General features: G+C 37.7%; 21 protein-coding genes and 1 pseudogene. 8 read left to right on the forward strand and 14 right to left on the reverse strand.

From position 1 onward, the window contains the following. From I2F17_RS07045 to I2F17_RS07090, 10 genes are all read right to left on the reverse strand, one after another. The coding region (locus I2F17_RS07045) for a helix-turn-helix domain-containing protein (protein WP_211139442.1) at window positions 1-159 on the reverse strand (159 nt) is incomplete at its 3' end. A 32-nt stretch (window positions 160-191) separates the two neighbouring features. Further along, a complete protein-coding gene (locus tag I2F17_RS07050) occupies window positions 192-1,013 on the reverse strand; it encodes a C45 family autoproteolytic acyltransferase/hydolase (RefSeq protein WP_211139433.1) in 822 nt (273 codons plus the stop codon). 12 nt (window positions 1,014-1,025) lie between these two features. Beyond that, window positions 1,026-1,757, reverse strand: coding sequence for a glutamine ABC transporter ATP-binding protein GlnQ (gene glnQ, locus I2F17_RS07055; RefSeq protein ID WP_213014450.1), 732 nt, complete (start codon window positions 1,755-1,757; stop codon window positions 1,026-1,028). Then, window positions 1,754-2,410, reverse strand: a complete 657-nt coding sequence (gene glnP, locus I2F17_RS07060; RefSeq protein ID WP_196422529.1) for a glutamine ABC transporter permease GlnP — start codon at window positions 2,408-2,410, stop codon at window positions 1,754-1,756. The genes glnQ and glnP overlap by 4 nt, the downstream gene beginning before the upstream one ends. A 16-nt stretch (window positions 2,411-2,426) precedes the next feature. Then, a complete protein-coding gene (locus tag I2F17_RS07065) occupies window positions 2,427-3,182 on the reverse strand; it encodes a transporter substrate-binding domain-containing protein (RefSeq protein ID WP_211139434.1) in 756 nt (251 codons plus the stop codon). 181 nt (window positions 3,183-3,363) lie between these two features. Continuing rightward, on the reverse strand, window positions 3,364-3,921 hold the full coding sequence (locus I2F17_RS07070; protein WP_196422531.1) for a carboxymuconolactone decarboxylase family protein: 558 nt from the start codon (window positions 3,919-3,921) through the stop codon (window positions 3,364-3,366). A gap of 1 nt (window position 3,922) precedes the next feature. After that, window positions 3,923-5,266, reverse strand: a complete 1,344-nt coding sequence (locus I2F17_RS07075; protein ID WP_196422532.1) for an aspartate aminotransferase family protein — start codon at window positions 5,264-5,266, stop codon at window positions 3,923-3,925. 394 nt (window positions 5,267-5,660) lie between these two features. Continuing rightward, window positions 5,661-6,242 carry a single-stranded DNA-binding protein gene (ssb, locus tag I2F17_RS07080; protein WP_211139435.1) on the reverse strand — a complete coding sequence of 194 codons (582 nt, stop codon included), beginning with the start codon at window positions 6,240-6,242 and terminating at the stop codon, window positions 5,661-5,663. A gap of 63 nt (window positions 6,243-6,305) precedes the next feature. Next, complete coding sequence (locus I2F17_RS07085) at window positions 6,306-7,670, reverse strand: MFS transporter (RefSeq protein ID WP_211139436.1); 1,365 nt, start codon at window positions 7,668-7,670, stop codon at window positions 6,306-6,308. A gap of 168 nt (window positions 7,671-7,838) precedes the next feature. After that, entirely contained in the window at window positions 7,839-8,912 is a 1,074-nt protein-coding gene (locus tag I2F17_RS07090) for a DUF475 domain-containing protein (RefSeq protein ID WP_211139437.1), read from the reverse strand. Window positions 8,913-9,053: 141 nt separating this feature from the next. Here I2F17_RS07090 and tenA point away from each other — a divergent pair, with 141 nt between their 5' ends. Continuing rightward, window positions 9,054-9,737 (forward strand): thiaminase II, encoded by a 684-nt coding sequence (gene tenA / locus I2F17_RS07095; protein ID WP_196422541.1) that lies wholly within the window; start codon window positions 9,054-9,056, stop codon window positions 9,735-9,737. Here tenA and I2F17_RS07100 read toward each other — a convergent pair. Continuing rightward, a complete protein-coding gene (locus tag I2F17_RS07100) occupies window positions 9,734-10,075 on the reverse strand; it encodes a GlpM family protein (RefSeq protein ID WP_196422542.1) in 342 nt (113 codons plus the stop codon). The two genes, tenA and I2F17_RS07100, sit on opposite strands and share 4 nt — an antisense overlap. Before the next feature lie 205 nt (window positions 10,076-10,280). On the opposite strand from I2F17_RS07100, the gene I2F17_RS07105 reads away from it, so the two are divergent. From I2F17_RS07105 to I2F17_RS07115, 3 genes are all read left to right on the forward strand, one after another. Beyond that, a complete protein-coding gene (locus I2F17_RS07105; RefSeq protein WP_211139438.1) occupies window positions 10,281-10,658 on the forward strand; it encodes a hypothetical protein in 378 nt (125 codons plus the stop codon). Window positions 10,659-10,791: 133 nt separating this feature from the next. Then, complete coding sequence (gene uvrA / locus I2F17_RS07110) at window positions 10,792-13,626, forward strand: excinuclease ABC subunit UvrA (protein ID WP_211139439.1); 2,835 nt, start codon at window positions 10,792-10,794, stop codon at window positions 13,624-13,626. Between the two features lie 388 nt (window positions 13,627-14,014). Further along, entirely contained in the window at window positions 14,015-14,944 is a 930-nt protein-coding gene (locus tag I2F17_RS07115) for a putative porin (protein WP_211139440.1), read from the forward strand. Window positions 14,945-15,226: 282 nt separating this feature from the next. Here the strand turns inward: I2F17_RS07115 and I2F17_RS07120 are convergent, their stop codons facing one another. Further along, the gene (locus I2F17_RS07120; RefSeq protein ID WP_407926554.1) at window positions 15,227-15,898 is read right to left on the reverse strand and encodes an ion channel; all 672 of its coding nucleotides are present in this window, start codon (window positions 15,896-15,898) and stop codon (window positions 15,227-15,229) included. Window positions 15,899-16,088: 190 nt separating this feature from the next. Here I2F17_RS07120 and I2F17_RS07125 point away from each other — a divergent pair, with 190 nt between their 5' ends. Continuing rightward, window positions 16,089-16,463: a hypothetical protein gene (locus tag I2F17_RS07125; protein WP_196422546.1), complete on the forward strand. Its 375-nt coding sequence runs from the start codon at window positions 16,089-16,091 to the stop codon at window positions 16,461-16,463. Between the two features lie 78 nt (window positions 16,464-16,541). Beyond that, window positions 16,542-17,174, forward strand: a complete 633-nt coding sequence (locus I2F17_RS07130; protein WP_196422547.1) for a DedA family protein — start codon at window positions 16,542-16,544, stop codon at window positions 17,172-17,174. A gap of 43 nt (window positions 17,175-17,217) precedes the next feature. Here I2F17_RS07130 and I2F17_RS07135 read toward each other — a convergent pair whose 3' ends face one another. Next, window positions 17,218-18,333: a glycerophosphodiester phosphodiesterase gene (locus tag I2F17_RS07135; RefSeq protein WP_211139441.1), complete on the reverse strand. Its 1,116-nt coding sequence runs from the start codon at window positions 18,331-18,333 to the stop codon at window positions 17,218-17,220. 106 nt (window positions 18,334-18,439) lie between these two features. Next, a protein-coding gene (prfB, locus tag I2F17_RS07140) for a peptide chain release factor 2 (protein WP_196422549.1) occupies window positions 18,440-19,535 on the reverse strand; the annotation gives its coding sequence in 2 pieces (ribosomal slippage) (window positions 18,440-19,462 and window positions 19,464-19,535; 1,095 coding nt in all). Window positions 19,536-19,882: 347 nt separating this feature from the next. On the opposite strand from prfB, the gene I2F17_RS07145 reads away from it, so the two are divergent. Together I2F17_RS07145 and I2F17_RS12730 are read left to right on the forward strand one after the other, a co-directional pair. Continuing rightward, the gene (locus I2F17_RS07145; RefSeq protein ID WP_196422550.1) at window positions 19,883-20,656 is read left to right on the forward strand and encodes a putative porin; all 774 of its coding nucleotides are present in this window, start codon (window positions 19,883-19,885) and stop codon (window positions 20,654-20,656) included. A gap of 71 nt (window positions 20,657-20,727) precedes the next feature. After that, window positions 20,728-20,813 (forward strand): annotated as a pseudogene (locus I2F17_RS12730) (haloacid dehalogenase-like hydrolase); the annotation flags it as partial.

Raw genomic sequence — 20,813 nt, forward strand, 5'->3', positions numbered from 1 at the left:
AAAAGGTTTCCGTGGGCGGGTTCTTTTAATTTCAATTCGTTTTTTCCAACTCAAAATTGTATTTTTATCAATTTCAAATTGTGCAGAGACCGCTCGTATGGAATATCCTTCCTCAAGCTTCGCTATCACTTTTCGTCTAAAATGTTCTGAATAACTCATTTTTATATTGTCTTATATTTTTGATTGTTTGACTATATTTGACCATCGAAAAGAGATTCGAGCCTATGTTGTCTTTCTTTTGAACTGCGGGTAATAATTTGCTCTGTAGAATCATCATAAATGACATGATTGGCATGTAACCCTATTTCTTGTACGTCAACAACTTGACTACGCTGACCGAGTGCTTCAACAGATAAAGCACATGTTTTTTGATGAGGCTTTTTTTGAACCAATGTATGATGGAATCCCCCAACTCTTGCATAAAGCAAGAGATTAAGTACATCTTGAATATCTGTTTGATTCAGTGCTGCACGTGCCAAGATTTGACGCGGATAGCCTTGATTTTTAGTTTTGATTCTTAAATTATTCACCGTATTTACAATACCAAAACAATTAACCGAGAAAGTATGTCCACATAAAGAGGCAGGGTATGCAAAACTAAAAAATGAGACACCTTCACTTGTCGTAGCATTCACTAAAAAACAGTCGTCTATCAATTCGGGTAAACCATCTTCATTATGTGCAACAATGGTATGTCCTTGAGTATTTTTACCGATAATCGTTGTACAACCATCAAAGGTAGATGACAACACATCACCTCGGCAATTCCACAAAAAAACAGTCATCACATCATCATCTAACCCTTTTGCCAAACCAACGACTTCCTCCCAAATTTCAGGAAAATCAGCATACACCAGCTGTTGTAATGCTAAAATTTGCTCACTGTGTTGAAATGGCTGTAGCTGTTGCCACAGCTCTGTATGTTTGATTTTAGTATGCCAAGCTGCTTTACCAAGTTGGCCTAATTGTTCCCCAATCTGTGCAGGAGTGCCCGAAATATTAAAGATATTCATCGCGTTTACCACCTAAGAAACATTATGCAAAAATTCTTGTAAACGATCACAACCTAGACCTTTAACAATTAAATCATCAGGCGTGCCATCTTCAGCAATGGTTCCTTGATCGATAAAAATAACACGCGAAGCAACATCACGTGCAAAGCCAATTTCATGTGTCACAATTACCATCGTCATACCATCTTTGGCCAATGACTGCATGACCTGTAATACTTCATGACGTAATTCAGGATCGAGAGCAGAAGTAGGTTCATCAAACAGCATCATTTTGGGTTTAATCGCAAGAGCTCTTGCAATCGCCACGCGTTGTTGTTGTCCACCTGAAAGTTCAGATGGATAATGATTTTCACGTGAAGATAATCCAACTTGTGCAAGAAGTTCACGAGCAATTTTTTGCGCATCAGATTTACTTTTTTTTCTCACTTTGATGGGGCCAAACATGACATTTTCTAAAGCAGTTAAATGTGGAAATAAATGAAATTGCTGAAACACCATTCCTGCTTCTTTTCGAATTTCACACTCATTTAATTGAGGATCTGTCATATGATGTCCAGCCACAAGTAAAGTACCAGATGAAATATCTTCTAATTTATTAATACAACGTAATAGCGTTGATTTTCCTGAACCTGAAGGCCCAATAATGACAACCACTTCACCTTCATTGATTTTTAAATTAATATCGTGAAGCACTTTTGTGCGACCAAAGCTTTTTGACACACTATCAAATTCGACAATACTCATAAGATTCTCATTTTCTTTTCGATCACTTTTAATAAAAAGCTTAAACATAAGGTTACGGCTAGATATAAAATAGCAACCGCACTCCACACTTCTAAAGATCTAAAATTACCTGCAATAATTTCTTGGCCTTGACGCGTTAACTCCCCTACACCAATAACAATAAATAAAGAAGTATCTTTAATACTGACAATCCATTGGTTGCCCAAAGCGGGAATCATACGTCTTAATGCCAAAGGAATAATAATCGTGAGCATGGTTTCTTTAGATGACAACCCAAGTGCTAACCCCGCTTCTTTAAATCCTTTATTAATCGATAAAATTGATCCTCGTGTAATTTCCCCAATATAAGCCCCTGAATTAATAGTAATAGTGACAATCGCAGCAGTCATCGGCTCTATATGTACAGGAAGGGCTAAAGGTAATGCAAAATAAATAAACATTACCTGTACCATAATGGGTGTACCTCGAATGACCTCAATATAGACAAGTGCTATTTTGCTGATCACTTTCCCGCCTGTTGCACGGGCTATTCCAGTCAGAATACCAATAAAAAAACCAGCAATAAGGCCCACCACCGAAATCAACAATGTCAGTTTTAAACCTTGTAGCAATATAGGCATGGCTTGCCAAATATAAGATATTTCAAAGTCCATTATTCACTACCTTCAATTATTTAGTATTTGGCGCTTTATTAAACCATTTGATATAAATTTTGTTATAGGTTCCATCGGCACGTAATTCGTTGAGCGCTTTATTGACTTTGAGGGTATATGGACTATTTTTTTGTAAAGCAAAGCCATATTCTTGAGCAAGAATACTGTCTTTTTCACCAGCAGATTTAATTTTCCCTTTACCTGCAACTTTCACATAATAAAGAACATTGGGTGAGTCATGAACGACTGCATCTAAATTTCCTGCTTGTAAATCAAGATATGCATTGTCAATATTAGGAAACTCGACATAGTTTGCATTAACATGCGCTTTCATATACGTTGCAGCGGCTGTACCTTGCTTTAAACCCACTTTTTTATTTGCAAGCTCATTAAATTTCGTAATATTCATTGTGCTTTTAACGGCCATCAACAAATCTGCATCATAGTAAGATGTACTAAAGTCAACCACTTGTCTTCTTACAGGAGTAATGGTCATACCTGCCATAGCAACATCTAAATTACGTGACTGTAACCCGGGAATTAAACCTCCAAAATCCATCGGTTTAAGGTCATACGCCACCCCCATTTTTTTTGCGATGGCATCCCATAAATCAATATCAAAGCCGACATATTTATTCCCTTCTTTAAATTCAAAGGGTACAAATGCCGTATCTACACCTACTCGTAATTTATCTTGAGCCATTGCAGACATACTCATTGCACTGAACAATACACCAGACAGTACAAAAACAATTTTCATATTTTTACGCATGTGAGTTACCTATATTTTTAAGTGAGAAGCACGAGATTAATTTGCAATAGTTGTGCCAATTATTTTACAGTTAAATACATGATTTTTATCAAAAAAATTTCAAATAAAACCCCACACTTGTCGTGTGTATTTTCATGTTTTTTTCATAGTGCATTTTTTATATTTCGCACTATTTTAGAACTCAAAGCATCAATTGAAACCCTGTTTCTGGCGCAGGTGTTTGTGCAGAATTCATCACCATAGATAAAAAAGTGTAATAGCCATTAATACCAATCAGATCAATAACACCTTTTTCACCAAATAAATTCACTGTACTTTGCCATGTCGTATCATGAATCTCTTTATTTTGATGAAGCTCGGTACAAAACTGATAAATCACTTTTTCATCTGGTTGTAATGACGTTGGCATAATTTTTTGATTAATACATTCAACATCAACTGGATTAATTCCTTGAGCAATCGCTAAAGGTGCATGAATCGACCACTCTACTGCCTGATTCCAATGCCTTGCTGTCATTAAAATCGCCAATTCAGTGAGTCTAGAACCAATGGCACTCGAATATCTCAAATATTCTCCTAACCGTTGTACATGCTTCATCATATTTGGACTACGCAATAATGGCTCAAATGGTGGAAGTAATTGACCTCGTGGGCCACTGATCATTTCTTCTGCTTGTTCTTTTTGTAATACGTCCCATTGGGACTCATCTATGGCAGGTAATCGATTGGGATAATTCATTTTATTTATCCTCTAAATATGCTGTTTGCGTAACTTGTTGAATCACGTCATAAAGTGTTGATACTAAAAAGTCGAGATCTGCATCTGTAATAATAAATGGTGGCGCAATCAAAATATGGTCACCTTGTTGTCCATCAATTGTTCCACCCATCGGATAAACCATTAAGCCTCGATGAAAACATGCCGCTTTAATTTTTTTATTTATATTTTTTTCAGCAGGAAATGCTGTTTTTGATGCTTTGTTTTGAACAATCTCAACCCCTAAAAATAAACCACGCCCTCGAATGTCTCCGACATGCTCTAAAGATGAAAGTTTAGTTTTTAATTGCTCACGTAAATATTGACCCTTTACTTTGACACGATTTAGCAAGTCATCACGATAAATGACTTGCTGAACTGCAAGTGCTGCTGCTGCTGCTGTAGGGTGGCAAATATATGTATGACCATGCTGAAAACTACCACTTCCTTTTTGAATAGCCTCAATCATAAAGTCTTGAACTAAAACAGCACCAATTGGCTGATATCCACCACCTAACCCTTTAGCAATAGTCACAATATCTGGTACGACATCATCTTGTTCAAATGCATGTAAAGTTCCCGTTCTTCCCATACCACACATTACTTCATCGGCAATATACAAAATGCCATATCGATCGCAAATTTGTCGTATGCCTTTTAAATAATTTGGGGTCGGCGGAACAGCACCTGAGGTTGCACCAACCACCGTCTCCGCACAAAAAGCAATAATTTTATGTGCACCAACTTGTAAAATTTTTTCTTCAAATTCATGAAGTAAACGCATGGTATATTGTTCTAGCGTTTCATTTTCATGTTTACCTCGGTATTCATTACATTCAGATACTCTTTCTACATTCATTAATAATGGTAAAAATTGTTTTTTACGCCATTCATTTCCTCCAACTGAAAGTGCACCTAATGTATTGCCATGATAACTTTGGCTACGCCCAATAAAAATGGTTCGTTCTGTTTGTCCAATTTCCACAAAATACTGTCTGGCAAGTTTTAAAGCTGTTTCCATCGCTTCTGAACCACCCGACACAAAATACACTTTATTAAGCTGTTTCGGTGCTGTTTTAACCAGTTGTTCTGCCAACGCTTCTGTGACATCTGTCGAAAAAAAACCTGTATGTGCGTAAGCCAGTTGATCGATTTGGGCATGCATTGCCTTTAAAACATCTTGATGACCATGTCCTAAACATGATACGGCTGCCCCACCACATGCGTCTAAATATTCTTTTCCGTGACGATCTTTTAAATAACAACCTTGTCCTGAAACTGCAATGATCGGGGAGTGATCTAAATTTCGATGAATAATATGGCTCATGCTGTATTCCTTTTTCTTTGTATGAATATCATGCATGATACATATGAATCATTGCAACATAAAAATGAATCAAATGTATTATTTTTTAAGTGTTATCACAGAATGTTCTTGAGCATTCATTAAATTTATCCGATCAAACCATATGTATGAAATCTTTTTATATCAACTCCAAATTAAAATACAATTTCACCTCATAATATTTGGCTAAAATAATCATCTGTATATAAAAATGACCCCATATTTAAAAATAAAAGGGGTCATTTTTTAAGACATTAAAATGCCATGAACAAAAAAATTTACAGAACCATTTCTAGTATCTGTAAATTTCTTTTGTAACTAACTACTAATAAAAGATAATTCTATAAACTTTACAAAACTACATCTCTAGTAAGTGTCAGAACGGTAAATCATCATCTAAATCATTTGGTGCAGGTGCGGTCGGCTGTTGTGATTTTGCAGGTTGTGCATACCCACCACTTTGCTGTGGTGCACCACCATATTGATTTGGTGATGCATTATTGTTGTATCCTGTGTTTTGATATCCTGCACCGCCACCTGCATAATTATTATTTTGTCCTTGTGGTTGTTGGTTAAACCGAGGTTCGTTATAACCACCTTGACCTTGTGTATCTGAGCCACTGCGACCAGAGTCTAGCATTTGCATGCTGTCACCACGGATTTCTGTAGTATAGCGTTCTTGACCATTTTGGTCAGTCCACTGACGAGTACGCAAAGAGCCTTCAATATATACCTTAGAACCTTTACGTAAATATTGTTGTGCAACTTCACCTAAACGATTATTCAACACAATACGGTGCCACTCGGTATTTTCTTTGCGTTCACCCGTATTTTTATCTGTCCAAGACTCACTTGTTGCAATGGAAAACTGAGTAATTGAACCACCATTTGGAAAGCTTTTTGTTTCAGGATCGCGCCCTAGTGTTCCGACAAGAATAACTTTATTTACACCACGCATGGTTGTCATTTCCTCTATCTATTGATCAAATACGGTCTATATACTAATTTATAAGATTTGCTGCTAGATGGCTAGGTCTTTACCAAACAACTGCGTTAAGTACTGTCGCCCATCATCAGTTAATACTCGTTTATCTAACTTCACATAAGCGACATTTTGTTTTGCCATGACGACCACTTCTTCCACCCCATGTACTGCTAAAATATTTTCTGTCAGCATATTCGTATCTTGTTCGGGAGGTAGTCGTAATACCAAAGAAGACAAATAACGGGGTTGTTTCAACCCAAAACTCATGCCCAACCAAAAAATGGCAATGAATAATAATATGCTCCAGCCAATGGCAGTTTGATGTAACATCAGTAATTGACCACCTAATGTACCTCCAACAAATGCACCTAAGAACTGTGCACTGGCATTCACTCCCATTGCTGTTGCTTTAGACTGAATTGGAGCTGCTTTAGACAACCATGATGGCAATAAAGCTTCCATCACATTAAATGCCACAAAGAATAATCCTAAGCCTAACAGTAAAATGTATTTAGAGGTAAAACCAAATACAAGGACCAATAACCCTAAAATTACCCCTGTAATTGCTGTTAAAAAAATACCCCGCATTTTACGGTATTTTTCGGCCAAAATAATACTTGGAAAAGAAAACAACACCCCAATAAGCAATAAAGGTAAATAAACTAAACCATGTTTCGCCAACGGAATATGTGCATAATCAATCAATTGTGATGGCACATAAATAAACATTGCTGTAAGCAATAAATGCAATGAAAAAACAGAAAAATGTAGACGATTTAAATCTGCCATTTTTAATACTGATTTTAATTGTTTTACATAACTTTGCTCAAAATTACGATGATGTCGAGTTGTTTTGGGTACAAGTAACAGCATAAATATGGCCAAAAGCCCCATGACCGTCGTTACCAAAAACAATCCTGAAATGCCAACTACACTGGTTAGCCACGGTCCAAGACTAAATGCAACCACAAAGGACAGTCCAATACTCATGCCCATCACAGCCATGGCTTTTGTACGATGTTCCTCACGGGTAACATCTGCAAGTAATGCCATAACCACAGCAGAGACTGCCCCCGCACCTGCAATCGCTCGCCCTATAATCACACCATAAATGCTCTCTGACATTGCAGCCACAGCACCACCTACAGCAAATAACAATAGGCCAAAGACAATTAACGGTTTTCGACTAAAACGGTCTGCCCATAAACTAAAAGGAATTTGTAAAATGGCTTGAGATAAACCATACACCCCAACAGCAAGTCCAATTAAAGCAGGCGTAGCATGCTGGTATGATGTCCCCTCTACAGCAAATACAGGAATAATCATAAACAGCCCAAGCATACGCAATGCAAAAATACTGCTTAACGCAAGGGTTGAACGGCGTTCTAAAGCATTCATCATATTCATTCTATCAATGGCTTAGGGTGTAAGTACGTCATTAAGATGGCCTAACTGCTGTCTAATGCGTTGCTTTGATCAAACAAAGCAATATAACTATTTAAGAATCTTGATCTCTATTATATAGAGTTTACTGAATATTGGCTTAACCCTGTATGGGTGTGCACTCAGTCAGTTCTGCACCTTATTATAACGCACAGAAGCCAATACTGCCCACACAATAAACGCAATACCTATGAGACCCGTCACAATTTCCGGCACATGCACACCCGTACCACTGACCAACATAATAATAGCTAAAGCCCCTATAGCGTAGTGAGCGCCATGCTCTAAATAGATATAGCTATCTAATGTGCCCTGTTCGACCAAATAAATCGTCATAGAACGAACAAACAATGCACCAATGGCTAAACCAAGCATAATAATGACAACATCAGACGTAATTGCAAAAGCACCAATCACACCATCAAAACTAAACGATGCATCGAGTACTTCTAAGTATAAAAAACCGCCTAAACCTGCTTTTACCACACCTTTACTTGCTCCACTTGCATCACGTGTTACAGCTTGACCATTGGCATCAATTTCAGGTTCACCACCCAATAAATGACCAAGCACCTGTACACCAATATAAATTACTATGCCCCAAATACCCGAGACCATCACAGCCAAACGTAATGTTTCAGGGACTTGTTGAGCAACAATCAGTAAGGCAATTAATGCAACAAAAACAGCCATAGCAGGTACGCCACCTAAATGAGATAAACGTTGCTCTAAAGCTTTAAACCAATGGGTCTCTTTATCTTCATCAAAAAAGAAATTTAAAAAGACCAACAGTAAAAATGCACCCCCAAATGCAGCAATTTCAGCATGATGTGCCATCAAACGCGCTGAATATTCAGCAGGTTCATTTAAGGCAAGCTGAGCAACTTCAATGATTCCCATATCGGCAGTGACTGCAACAATTAATACAGGAAAGACCAAGCGCATACCAAATACAGCAATTAATATTCCAACGGTTAAAAACAACATTTTCCAAAACGGCGTCCAACCTTTGAGTACCGATGCATTGACCACAGCATTATCAAATGACAATGAAATTTCCATCACTGCCAAAATGGCAGTAATCGTTAAGGCCTTGAGCATGGTTTCCACCCCTGCCTCAGGCCCGTGCGTGTATCCCCAGTAGGCTGAAATTGCCAAACAAATTAAACTCAAAAAAATTGAAAAACGAAAATGCTTCATGCAACTGACTCAACAAAAATGACAAAATCCGAATGCTGTGCACCATACTTTATTATTCATCAGTATGATTGCAAAATATACGGCATAAAAATGCGCTATAGTAAAAAGAACATTCATCAATAGCAATCTTATCACGACATCATGAGTACATTCACACAACAATTATGGCAAGATAATTTCGAGTTATTTCAACATACGCTCGCCCACCCTTTTAACCAACAGTTGGCAAACGGTACATTACCCAAAGAAATTTTTCAGCATTATATTATTCAAGATGCGCACTACTTAGTGGCTTATGGTAGAGCATTGGCCGTTACCGCAGCGAAAGCCTTTGATGCAAATGATATTATACAATTTTCAGAAGGTGCAAAAATTGCCATTATTGTAGAGCGCAGCTTACACCATGACTTTATGCAACAGTTTGACATTACCCAAAGCACTTTCGACAACACACCATTGAGCCTCGCCTGCCACCACTACACCTCATTTTTAACCGCCACTGCATGGTCAGAAAGCTACCCGATTGTCCTGTCATCATTATTGCCTTGTTTTTGGATTTATGCAGAAATTGGAAAAGAAATTATTAAAACCTCTCAACCAAACAACCCATATCAAGCATGGATTAATACCTATGCAGGTGATGAATTTAATCAAGCAGTCCACAATATTATACATACCATCGATCAAGTCGCTGCACAGTCTGACCCAAACACATTAGAGAAAATGAAACGTGCGTATACACATGCCGCTCAATTAGAATGGTTATTTTGGGACAGTGCCTATCAACAAAAACATTGGCAAGGTTTAGATGCCTTATCTTATTAACGATAAAACGATGTCCAACCATACAATAATACACCTGCGGCAATGACCCATGCGCAGGTGGCAAAACCTAAACATGCCAATAAAGACACACGTGTTGCTAAAATATAAATTAAAACCAAATATAAGGTATAAGGAATTAATGACCACAGGCCAAACAATGCCGTTTTTTGTAATGCTTGAGCACCTTGTTCTTGGTATACAATCAATTGTGCAATGAGTGTAAACGTAGGGAAAAGTGGAACTAAACCTGCAATATAAAATGATTTACTTTTTGATAGCATCGAAAGAACCAACACCATCACTGCCCCCAACATACACTTTAAAAATAAACCAACCACAGTACCTACCCCCTATTTCAAATTAACACTATATTTTAAACGTTACGTTCATCTTCTTTCTTAAAAACAGCATACGTGATGTGATGGCTACAGTCATTTCAAATACAAAAAATAAGCTTGCTTTTCAATCTTTTTTCTTGCAATCTAAAAGTTAAATGATAACCATTTATATTTAAAATTAGATACAACAAGAGAGAATCTCACCATGCAACAGAACAATACCCAAGGTACTGAGGCAACCCGTGCAATGAAAACACTGCGCCAATGTTGGGAACAGAATGAAGAAATTTATATTAATAAAGGATGCTTACATTGCGGATCTGCTGCTACGTATTTAATTTATTTCACAAACCGTGAAATACAAAACACCATGTTAGATTTTATTCATAAATACAACTGTAACCATGAATCACGCTTTGACTTACTCGATATTCAACATTTCCCCGCAGACTATGAACAGATTTTAAAAACACTAGAACAACATGTTCAAGCCTATGCTCAACAACATCAACGTCAACCATGCTCACTTCATTTTGAACAAGTTAAGTCTATTTTTGAACACGAATTCAATCTCGCCTGCTAAACAATTACACAGCAAAATTAAGCATAACTACAGTTGTGCTTAATTTTTGATTGTTGAATAATGAACATGGTTACTTAAAAACACTGCAAAACACAACCATACATTTATATATTCAACGAGGATACCCCACGTTATGAGCCAAAGTCATATCCGTATTCGAGGTGCACGCACTCACAACCTTAAAAATGTGTCACTCGATATTCCACGTGATAAATTTGTGGTCATTACAGGATTATCGGGCTCAGGAAAATCATCACTTGCATTTGACACCCTGTATGCAGAAGGTCAACGGCGTTACGTTGAATCACTGTCTGCTTATGCCCGTCAATTTCTTTCGCAAATGGAAAAACCCGAAGTCGATTCAATTGAAGGACTCAGTCCAGCAATTGCCATAGAACAAAAGTCAACCAGCCACAACCCTCGCTCTACCGTAGGTACCATTACAGAAATTTACGACTATCTACGTTTGCTCTATGCCCGTGTAGGAACACCCTTTTGTCCAGAACATGACCTTCCTATGGTCGCACAAACTGTTTCTGAAATGGTCGATGCGGTCAAAGCACTTGATGAAGGTACAGCGTTACTTTTACTTGCCCCTGTCGTTCGTGAACGAAAAGGCGAATACACACAGCTGTTTGAACAATTACAAGGCCAAGGCTTTGTACGTGCACGTGTAGATGGTCAAATTGTTGATATTGATACCCCACCTACCCTCGATAAAAAGAAAAAACATACCATTGAAGTGGTGGTCGATCGCTTTAAAGTTAGAGATGACTTAGGTAATCGTATTGCAGAATCTTTTGAAACCGCATTACGACTCGGTGGTGAGATTGCCATTTTATCATGGATGAACGGTGAACAACCTGATCGTGTTTTTTCAGCAAAACATTCGTGTCCACAATGCGATCGTGCCGTTGGAGAGTTAGAGCCACGTTTATTTTCATTTAATAATCCTTTTGGCGCCTGCCCAACCTGTGATGGCCTCGGCACACGTAGCCATTTCAGTGCAAACAAACTCATTCCTAACCCAGATTTATCCATTAATCAGGGTGCTATTCGAGGTTGGGATCGCCAAAAACCATTTTATTACACCATGTTGATTAAAGTCGCTGAACATTTTGGCTTATCGCTAGATACGCCATGGCAAGAACTCGATAAAGACACACAAAAGAAATTTTTACACGGTACAGGCCGTGAAAAAGTGGATCTTAGCTATACCGATGAGCGAGGAAGAAAACATCAACGTATACAAGTATTCGAAGGTGTACTTGCCAATTTAGAGCGCCGTTATAGAGAAACTGAAAGCAATTACGTGCGTGATGATTTAGCTCAGTACCTTTCTAATGCCGCGTGTGATGCATGTCATGGTTCACGACTCAACGAAATTGCACGCCATGTAAAAGTCAAAGATAAAACCATTGCACACATCACTCAAATGTCGATTGGAGATGCCGAAAGCTATTATCAAGACTTAGCTTTAAGTGGTGCTAAAGGTGAAATTGCTGAAAAAATTTTTAAAGAAATTAAAGAGCGTCTACACTTTTTGGTCAGTGTCGGTCTCAACTACTTAAGTCTGTCACGCTCTGCCGAAACACTCTCTGGTGGTGAAGCACAACGTATCCGTCTTGCATCGCAAATTGGTGCAGGGCTGATGGGCGTAATGTACGTGCTTGATGAACCATCGATTGGCCTACATCAACGAGATAACGACCGTTTACTACAAACACTCATTCGTCTGCGTGATTTGGGCAATACTGTTTTGGTGGTTGAGCATGATGAAGATGCCATTCGCGCAGCCGATCACATTATTGATATTGGGCCAGGTGCAGGAGTACACGGTGGACACATCATTGCCGAAGGTACGGCCAAACAATTGGCAAAAAACAAACGTTCTTTGACAGGGCAATACCTTTCAGGTCAGCTTAAAATTGCAGTGCCTAAACAACGGCAAGCGCCCACTGACCCAAACAAAGCGATTAAACTTATGGGTGCAAGTGGGCATAACCTTAAAAATGTCGACTTACATATTCCCTTAGGCATTATGACTTGTGTGACAGGTGTTTCAGGCTCAGGAAAATCTACACTCATTAACCGCACACTTTTACCCTTGGCAGCAACTCAACTCAATGGTGCAACCACACTCACAGCAGAAAAATTTGCCTCTATTGATGGTCTACAACACTTAGATAAAGTTGTAGATATCGACCAAAGCCCTATCGGACGTACACCACGCTCGAATCCTGCCACTTACACAGGACTATTTACACCGATTCGAGAGCTTTTTGCGCAAACACCAGAAGCAAAAGCACGAGGTTATGCTGCTGGACGGTTTTCTTTTAACGTGAAAGGTGGACGTTGTGAAGTATGTGAAGGTGACGGTATGATTAAGGTCGCCATGCATTTTTTACCAGATATGTATGTTCCGTGTGATGCATGTCATGGCAAACGCTACAATCGAGAAACGCTAGAAGTCAGTTATAAAGGGCAAAATATTTCTGATGTACTTAACATGACGGTCGAAGATGCAGCAACATTCTTTAGTGCCATTCCTGTGATTCACCGCAGATTAGATACACTCATGCAAGTTGGACTTGGTTATATTCGATTAGGCCAAGCAGCAACCACACTTTCAGGGGGTGAAGCACAACGTGTGAAACTTGCAAGAGAGCTAGCCAAACGAGATACAGGCCAAACGCTCTATGTACTCGATGAACCAACTACAGGATTGCATTTTCATGACATTGCTAAGTTGCTTGATATTTTGTATGAGCTTCGAAACAAAGGAAATACCATTATTGTGATTGAACATAATTTAGATGTGGTTAAAACTGCAGACTGGGTGGTCGATTTAGGGCCTGAAGGTGGTGCAGGAGGTGGACAAATTATTGCTGAAGGTACACCTGAACATGTTGCAAATGTTAAAGCATCACACACAGGCTATTTTCTAAAACCACTGCTAGATCAATAATCAAATATCAGCCAAAGTTCCCAAGTGACTTTGGCTGAATTCAACGGCGATCATTTATACAAAAATGAGCACAACAATACGATGTAATCTGCACTTTTATGGATATATTTGCATCAATTAACAATAATTTACATAAAAAAAAAACACCATATCAGGGATATTTGTTTTTTTTTATAAATGAAATGACCAAAATATCATGATATAAAATATTGTTATTCATCATAAAATCGTCAAAAACATATTATTTTTAAATAATATGATCCATTTAGTCATACTTTTTTGTATAAAAATCGTTTTTTTGAACTTAAAATAGGTCATTGACTAAATATTTTGTAACAATACAATAAGCGTATTAATTGACATAAACGACTCTTTTGGAAGTTTAGATATGAAAAAAATCGGTTTAGCAACAGCAGTTCTATTAGCCATGACCGGCGCACATGCATACCAAGTTGAAGTGCAAGGTCAATCTGAATACTTACAAAGCAAAGGCTATGACAGCACCTACACAGGTGATGGCCAAGCAAAATTCTATTTCAAAGATGTAGATGCATCTAAAGGCCCACTTGCAGAAGCTGCTTTTTTAAATAAAGCATCAAATGTACAGCTTGGATACCATTTCGATCGTCAAAAAGACTTTGCTGACCGTTCTTCAAGCGAAAAAACACAGTCTTATGGTGCAAAAGCTGAAGGTTACTATGCAACATCTTATGTACCAATGCCTATCTACGGTAGCGTATCTTATAGCCATACAGATGTAACAGATAAAGAAACTGGTTACAAAGACAAAGACCGTGGCGACCGTTATGCACTTGAAGTCGGTGCTATGCCAGCAGACAACTTCTTGCTTGCAGTGGGTTATACTAACGTTACCAATGGTGCATCTTTAGACAACTTTAAAGCATTTAACAGCGGTATTTTAAATGCACGTAACGAAGGAAACACTGCAAATGCACGTTATAAAACAGATGCTGTAACAGGTCGTGCAAAATATGTTGGTGCAATTGACAACACAAACATGGCAATTGGCTTTGAAGTAGACAGTATTTTCCTACGTGGTAGCGCAGCGTATGGCTTAGCGACTGACCTATACCTCACACCAAAACTTAGTGTTGGTGCAACATATGCAGACACATCTGCATTTAAATCAGGCACAGACCATATTTGGGGTGGTAACGTAAACTACTTCATTACACCTGCACTTTCTGTTGGTGCAACATTTACAAAAACGAATGCAAAAGAATACCGTGAAGGTGATGCAACGTTTGCACCACAAGATGCTCAAACAATTGGTATGAATGCACGTGTTCGTTTCTAAAACATAGCAAACATTTTCAATTCAAAAAGGGATACATTAAGTATCCCTTTTTTATATCTAAAAAACTCAAATCGATATGTGTTTCGTTAAAAAATTAAATCACTATGATGGATTAAAACCCATGTTTTTTGATACCTACACAAAGTGTCTTTAGCATCGTAAAAAAGTCTAATTATTCATACAACCAAACCATATGAAAAGTTTGCCTACATTTACACTGTAATTTTAATGGTATATGTTTTTCATATGATTTCATTAAACACCATCGAAAATACAAACCCATTAACGATTTGCATTTTTAATGTATTTTAAGCCCACCAAGCGAGATACAATCATTGCTAAATACATCACACCAACAAACATTTGTAAAATTGCGATAATTTTAACCAATGGGTGTATGGGCAATAAATTAGATAGTCCCGTTGCCGTTTGTAAACTAAAACTGAAAAATAAAATATCTAACCAAGATTGTTGGGTGGTATGAGGCTGTGCAGAATTCATGAAACTATGATCAACTAACAACTGGCAAATGCTATACGCATATGCAAATGCCCACGCCAATAATGTAAAAGCGGCAGCAGCTGCAAACAATTCATCTTTGGTTGAATACCGATCAGCCAACATATAACGTATCAAACCATACGTTGCACAAAGATAAACTCCTATTTCAAGACTATGTGCAGTGATTTGTATCCAAGCTTGTTCAAATCCTAACATCATTAAAAATAGAAAAAATATGGCCCCTACAATAAAAAAACGACCAAGCCACTTAATCAAAATGGTTTCACGTATAACTGTAGCAATTGGTAACAAGGCAATAATACCTAAACCCCACATCATTACTTGATACAAACGATCTGATATGGAAAAAGAGGTCATAATTAAAATACACGCCTGTATCACCAACAACCATGCAGATGGCAATAGATTCCAATGCTGGATAAATCTTTTCACAAAAAAAATACCGTGTATAAAGTGATACGATCTAAATTATACGCTGAACAAAAGCAATCACACACCTTGAAGTCATGCTGAATTCAGTTACATTTTGTTTAGTATAATCACATTTTTACACTACGAGGTCATGTTTAAAACATGTACAGTAAATCGAATTTATTATACTTATAAACGTAGGAGCATGTGAATGTCAGTACGCCATACCCTATTTATGCTTGGTTGTTGCATTTCACTCGTAGCATGTGCAGAAACAAATACGATTTTAAAACGACATGAACACCTTATTGGCACATGGAATGCCTCAAACAGTGAAATAAGTATTAAAAAAGATGGTTACCTAGAGTATCGAACCAGTGCTCAACAAGAAAGAACCGCTAGTGGCGTGTACCAAAAAAGTCGGATTCAATCGTACATGACAGCCCCTATTAGCATCATTGATGAAAATAGTATTGAGCTCAACAATGGCGTGAATATCACCACCTTTAAAATAGACAAAGCACCCTATAAAGTGAAACAACGTTGGCATATGACCATCAATGGTCAAGACTACATAAAAAAATAGTCGGTTATCTGCTTTTATTGCTGACTTTAGCCACAGACACTGTTAGCATTTTAATACGCTTACGACATACTTAAATACATGGATATCATTAATTTTATTCTGAATATAGATCAACACTTATTTGACTTTATTGTTCAATATGGCAAATGGATTTACGCCATATTGTTTATTATTATTTTTGTAGAAACAGGTTTAGTGGTCATGCCATTTTTACCTGGCGATAGCATGTTATTTGCAGCAGGAGCACTTGCAGCCTCCACAGGTGTCATGGACCCAACAACGCTCATTATCTTACTGTGTATCGCGGCTATTTTAGGTGATACGCTCAATTATCATATTGGACGTTACATTGGCCCTAGGGTCTTTGAAATGGATTCACGTTTTATTAAGAAAGAACATTTAATTAAAACACAGGCATTTTTTGAAAAACATGGTGGAAAAACCATCATATTTGCACGTTTTTTACCATTTTTTCGTACATTTGCGCCTTTTGTTGCAGGTGCAAGCAGTATGAATTACCGTTATTTTCTAATGTTTAATGTGGTTGGTGCTATTCTTTGGATCAGCTCTTTTATTATTTTAGGTTATTTCTTTGGCAACCTTCCAGTGGTTAAAGACAATTTTACCCACTTAATTATTGGTATTATTATCTTAAGTATCCTACCTGCTGTATTTGAAATTGTTCGTAATCGCTATAAAAAAAGACATTAAAAAAAGAGGCTTAGCCTCTTTTTTTCATTCTACTATATGATATTTAAGGTTGTGATACCGCTTCACGACCAAGTTTAGGATCATCTGTAAATAAACCGTCAATCCCTGCATTAAGATATTGTTTCATCTCTTTTACAGAGCCCTGCTCACAACGTTCACTCGCCACTTGACTACAGGCGAGATGTACAGGTAAAAAATTGTTTTCAGGCCTAAATGTATAAGGATGTACCTTCATGCCTAACGCATGTGCATCTTGCACAAAGCTCGTATTTTTTTGTGTGGTTTTATCAATAATATATGATTTGCTTGGGCCAACACCATCTGCATACATTGCTACTTTTTTTAACCCTTGAGTGGTTGCCAAATCAGCATATGTAGTTTTAACCCCTTGATCCAACAAATCTCCCGGCACCATTTGTGGATCATCATACAATTGAATAATTTGTACATTTTTCAGACCATAGTGTTTAAGTTTTTGCTTCATGTACTGAATATTTGTGGTTTCAAATGATTGTAGATAAATTGGAGCAATATTTTTACTATAACGATGTTTAGCAAGTGTTTTAAGTAATTGATCTTCCATGGCTAAATGTTGATTTTTAAAAAATGTTGGATGTTTTGTTTCGATATATAACCCAACAATTCGACCTGTTTTTTTATAGTTTTTTTCAGCCAATTCAATAATTTGATCAAGCGTTGGTATTTGATATTGATCGTTATATTTGACATTTTCTGGACGTAATTTAGGAATACGCTCTCGTGCTTTAATTTGCCGTAGTTCTTTAGCGGTAAAATCTTCAGTAAACCAACCTTGTATTGTTTTGCCATCAATCATTTTTGTGGTTTGGCGTTGAGAAAATTGAGGCAGTGTACTGACATTTGATGTACCACCAATCTCATTTTCATGTCGAGCAACTAACACACCATCTTTGGTAGAAACCAAATCAGGTTCAATAAAATCAGCACCATCATCTATCGCTTGCTGATACGATGCCAACGTATGCTCAGGACGCAAAGCACTTGCACCACGATGAGCAATCACTAATACTTTTTCACCTTGCTGTACTGCAAGTGATGGAATGTTATTTTCTGCATAAGATGGCTGATGTAAACTGAACATAGATAACAACATGGTTGCTAAAATCGTTTTATTTTTCATACTTCAAAGTCATGTTATTTATGATGAAGTGCTATCTTCTTATAGTTATTTGACCATATGATGAAAATGAGTGGTTGCTATCAGCACATAACAACCACCACGGCAATTATAATCCTTGTTTCAAACTTGCCTCAATAAATCGATCTAAGTCGCCATCGAGTACGGCTGTGGTATTTGAATTTTCAACACTTGTACGTAAATCTTTAATTCGAGAGTCATCTAAAACATAAGAACGAATCTGACTGCCCCAACCAATATCAGATTTAGAATCTTCTAAAGCTTGCGCAACATCATTACGTTTTTGCATTTCTAATTCATACAATTTGGCACGTAATAATTTCCATGCGCGATCACGGTTTGCATGTTGTGATCGTTCATTTTGACATGCAACCACTGTACCTGTTGGTGTATGTGTTAAACGTACAGCAGAGTCTGTTTTGTTAATATGCTGGCCACCTGCTCCCGATGCACGATAAGTATCGGTACGAACATCAGAAGGATTAATATCAATTTCAATATTGTCATCTACTTCAGGAGACACAAAAACTGCACTAAAGGAGGTGTGACGGCGATTACCACTATCAAATGGTGACTTTCGAACTAAACGGTGAACACCTGTTTCTGTGCGTAGCCAACCAAATGCAAATTCACCCTCGACACGTAAAGTTGCAGATTTTATTCCAGCAACATCACCATCAGAGACTTCCATCAGTTCCGCTTTAAAACCATGACGTTCAATCCAACGCATATACATGCGTAATAACATAGATGCCCAATCTTGCGCTTCTGTACCGCCTGAACCTGCTTGTATGTCTAAAAAGCATGGATTAGGGTCCATTGGATTATTAAACATACGGCGAAATTCAAGTGCTGCCAGCTCTGTTTCTGCCGTAGACAGTTCAGCTTGTACATCTACAAGCAACGTTTCATCATCTGCCTCAACTGCTAAATCTAACATTGCTTTAGCATCATCAAGTTGCTCTGCGAGCGCATCTAACACATGAATGACATTTTCAAGCTCACCTTTTTCTTTGGCCATTTTTTGAGCTCGATTTTGGTCATTCCAAATCGCAGGGTCTTCTAATTCACGCAAAACCTCTTCAAGACGTTCTTTTTTTAGATCGTAGTCAAAGATACCCCCGTAGCGTTTGACTACGTTCAGATAGGTCTTTTAGTTGGTTCAAATACGGATTAATTTCCACGCATATCTCTCTTACAATATCAGGTATTCTTGTGCTTCATTTTAGCATAGCATCTACTTTTGATCTGTAATGATCATAGAAAAAATGAGTCACCTTTTTATAGGTTTTGCACGACCTCAATCTTGATGTATTTATAAAAAACCAACACAAACATACAAGACACCCATACTATTAATAAAACAGAACAATAAAAAAACATTTAAAAACAAATACTTAAAAATAATATTTTATAAATCCATGCATTTTTTACAAATAGATAAAACAGTTTTATTGACCAAATTTGGTTTTAATCTAGACTTAAAGTATGTAACAAAACATGAATTTTATGCTTTCAAGGGAGAGTAATCATGAAAAAGTCACTTCTTGCCACTGCGCTATTTGCAGGTCTTGCGATCACAGGCACTGCCAATGCATACCAGTCTGAAGTGGGTGGTAACTATAGCTACCTAGATCCTGAACACAGCAGTGGTGTCAGCCAATTTGGGGTGAATGGTACATATTACTTTAACCCTGTACAAACACGTAATTCACCGCTTGCAGAAGCCGCATTTTTAGACAAAGCCAGCAATGTTAATGGTGTTGCACGCTACGGTAACAATGACGGTGTGAAGAACTCTACCTATGGTGCAGGGGCTGAATACTATGTACCAAACTCACAGTTTTATGTAGGTGCAGGCATTGCACGCAATGAAATTTCGACAAAAAATACCTTTGTTGATCAAAAAACAACGCTTTACAACGCCGAAGTCGGTTATCTGCCTGCACCTGGGCTTTTGGTTGCTGTAGGGGTACAAGGTTACGATGTTAAAAATGGTGATGACGGTGCAGATCCAACGTTACGTGCAAAATTGGTCACGCAAATGGGACAACATGATGTCAACTTAGAGGCAAGAGGTGTTTTTGGCAGTAACAACAACCGTCAGTACTATGTTGGCGGTGACTACTACATCGACAAAACCTTTAGTGTTGGCGCGGACTACACCAAAGACAAATCACTTGATCAAGATCAATGGGGTTTAAAAGCGAAAAAATTCGTCAATCCAAACTTGAGTGTTGATGGACGTTTAGGTTTTGGTGATGATTACAACACCTATACAGTGGGTGCATCTTACCGCTTCTAAAATGATTTTATCAGCAGTGGCATGTGTATACGTGCCACTGCTTTTTTTAATCTAAAATAGATGAACTCAATATGACTAATGTCGTAGTATTTGACCTAGACGGTACGCTACTTTCCAATGATTCTACAAAAATTTGGCTAGTTCGATTATTAAAAGC

The organism is Acinetobacter baretiae (assembly GCF_015627105.1).
Taxonomy (GTDB): Bacteria; Pseudomonadota; Gammaproteobacteria; order Pseudomonadales; family Moraxellaceae; genus Acinetobacter; species Acinetobacter baretiae.

What these genes read in the sequence shown, in the direction of transcription:
- I2F17_RS07050 (WP_211139433.1), bottom strand. Translation starts at nt 1,013, where the DNA reads ATGAATATCTTTAATATTTCGGGCACTCCTGCACAGATTGGGGAACAA.
- glnQ (WP_213014450.1), bottom strand. Translation starts at nt 1,757, where the DNA reads ATGAGTATTGTCGAATTTGATAGTGTGTCAAAAAGCTTTGGTCGCACA.
- glnP (WP_196422529.1), bottom strand. Translation starts at nt 2,410, where the DNA reads ATGGACTTTGAAATATCTTATATTTGGCAAGCCATGCCTATATTGCTA.
- I2F17_RS07065 (WP_211139434.1), bottom strand. Translation starts at nt 3,182, where the DNA reads ATGCGTAAAAATATGAAAATTGTTTTTGTACTGTCTGGTGTATTGTTC.
- I2F17_RS07070 (WP_196422531.1), bottom strand. Translation starts at nt 3,921, where the DNA reads ATGAATTATCCCAATCGATTACCTGCCATAGATGAGTCCCAATGGGAC.
- I2F17_RS07075 (WP_196422532.1), bottom strand. Translation starts at nt 5,266, where the DNA reads ATGAGCCATATTATTCATCGAAATTTAGATCACTCCCCGATCATTGCA.
- ssb (WP_211139435.1), bottom strand. Translation starts at nt 6,242, where the DNA reads ATGCGTGGTGTAAATAAAGTTATTCTTGTCGGAACACTAGGGCGCGAT.
- I2F17_RS07085 (WP_211139436.1), bottom strand. Translation starts at nt 7,670, where the DNA reads ATGATGAATGCTTTAGAACGCCGTTCAACCCTTGCGTTAAGCAGTATT.
- I2F17_RS07090 (WP_211139437.1), bottom strand. Translation starts at nt 8,912, where the DNA reads ATGAAGCATTTTCGTTTTTCAATTTTTTTGAGTTTAATTTGTTTGGCA.
- tenA (WP_196422541.1), top strand. Translation starts at nt 9,054, where the DNA reads ATGAGTACATTCACACAACAATTATGGCAAGATAATTTCGAGTTATTT.
- I2F17_RS07105 (WP_211139438.1), top strand. Translation starts at nt 10,281, where the DNA reads ATGCAACAGAACAATACCCAAGGTACTGAGGCAACCCGTGCAATGAAA.
- uvrA (WP_211139439.1), top strand. Translation starts at nt 10,792, where the DNA reads ATGAGCCAAAGTCATATCCGTATTCGAGGTGCACGCACTCACAACCTT.
- I2F17_RS07115 (WP_211139440.1), top strand. Translation starts at nt 14,015, where the DNA reads ATGAAAAAAATCGGTTTAGCAACAGCAGTTCTATTAGCCATGACCGGC.
- I2F17_RS07125 (WP_196422546.1), top strand. Translation starts at nt 16,089, where the DNA reads ATGTCAGTACGCCATACCCTATTTATGCTTGGTTGTTGCATTTCACTC.
- I2F17_RS07130 (WP_196422547.1), top strand. Translation starts at nt 16,542, where the DNA reads ATGGATATCATTAATTTTATTCTGAATATAGATCAACACTTATTTGAC.
- I2F17_RS07135 (WP_211139441.1), bottom strand. Translation starts at nt 18,333, where the DNA reads ATGAAAAATAAAACGATTTTAGCAACCATGTTGTTATCTATGTTCAGT.
- I2F17_RS07145 (WP_196422550.1), top strand. Translation starts at nt 19,883, where the DNA reads ATGAAAAAGTCACTTCTTGCCACTGCGCTATTTGCAGGTCTTGCGATC.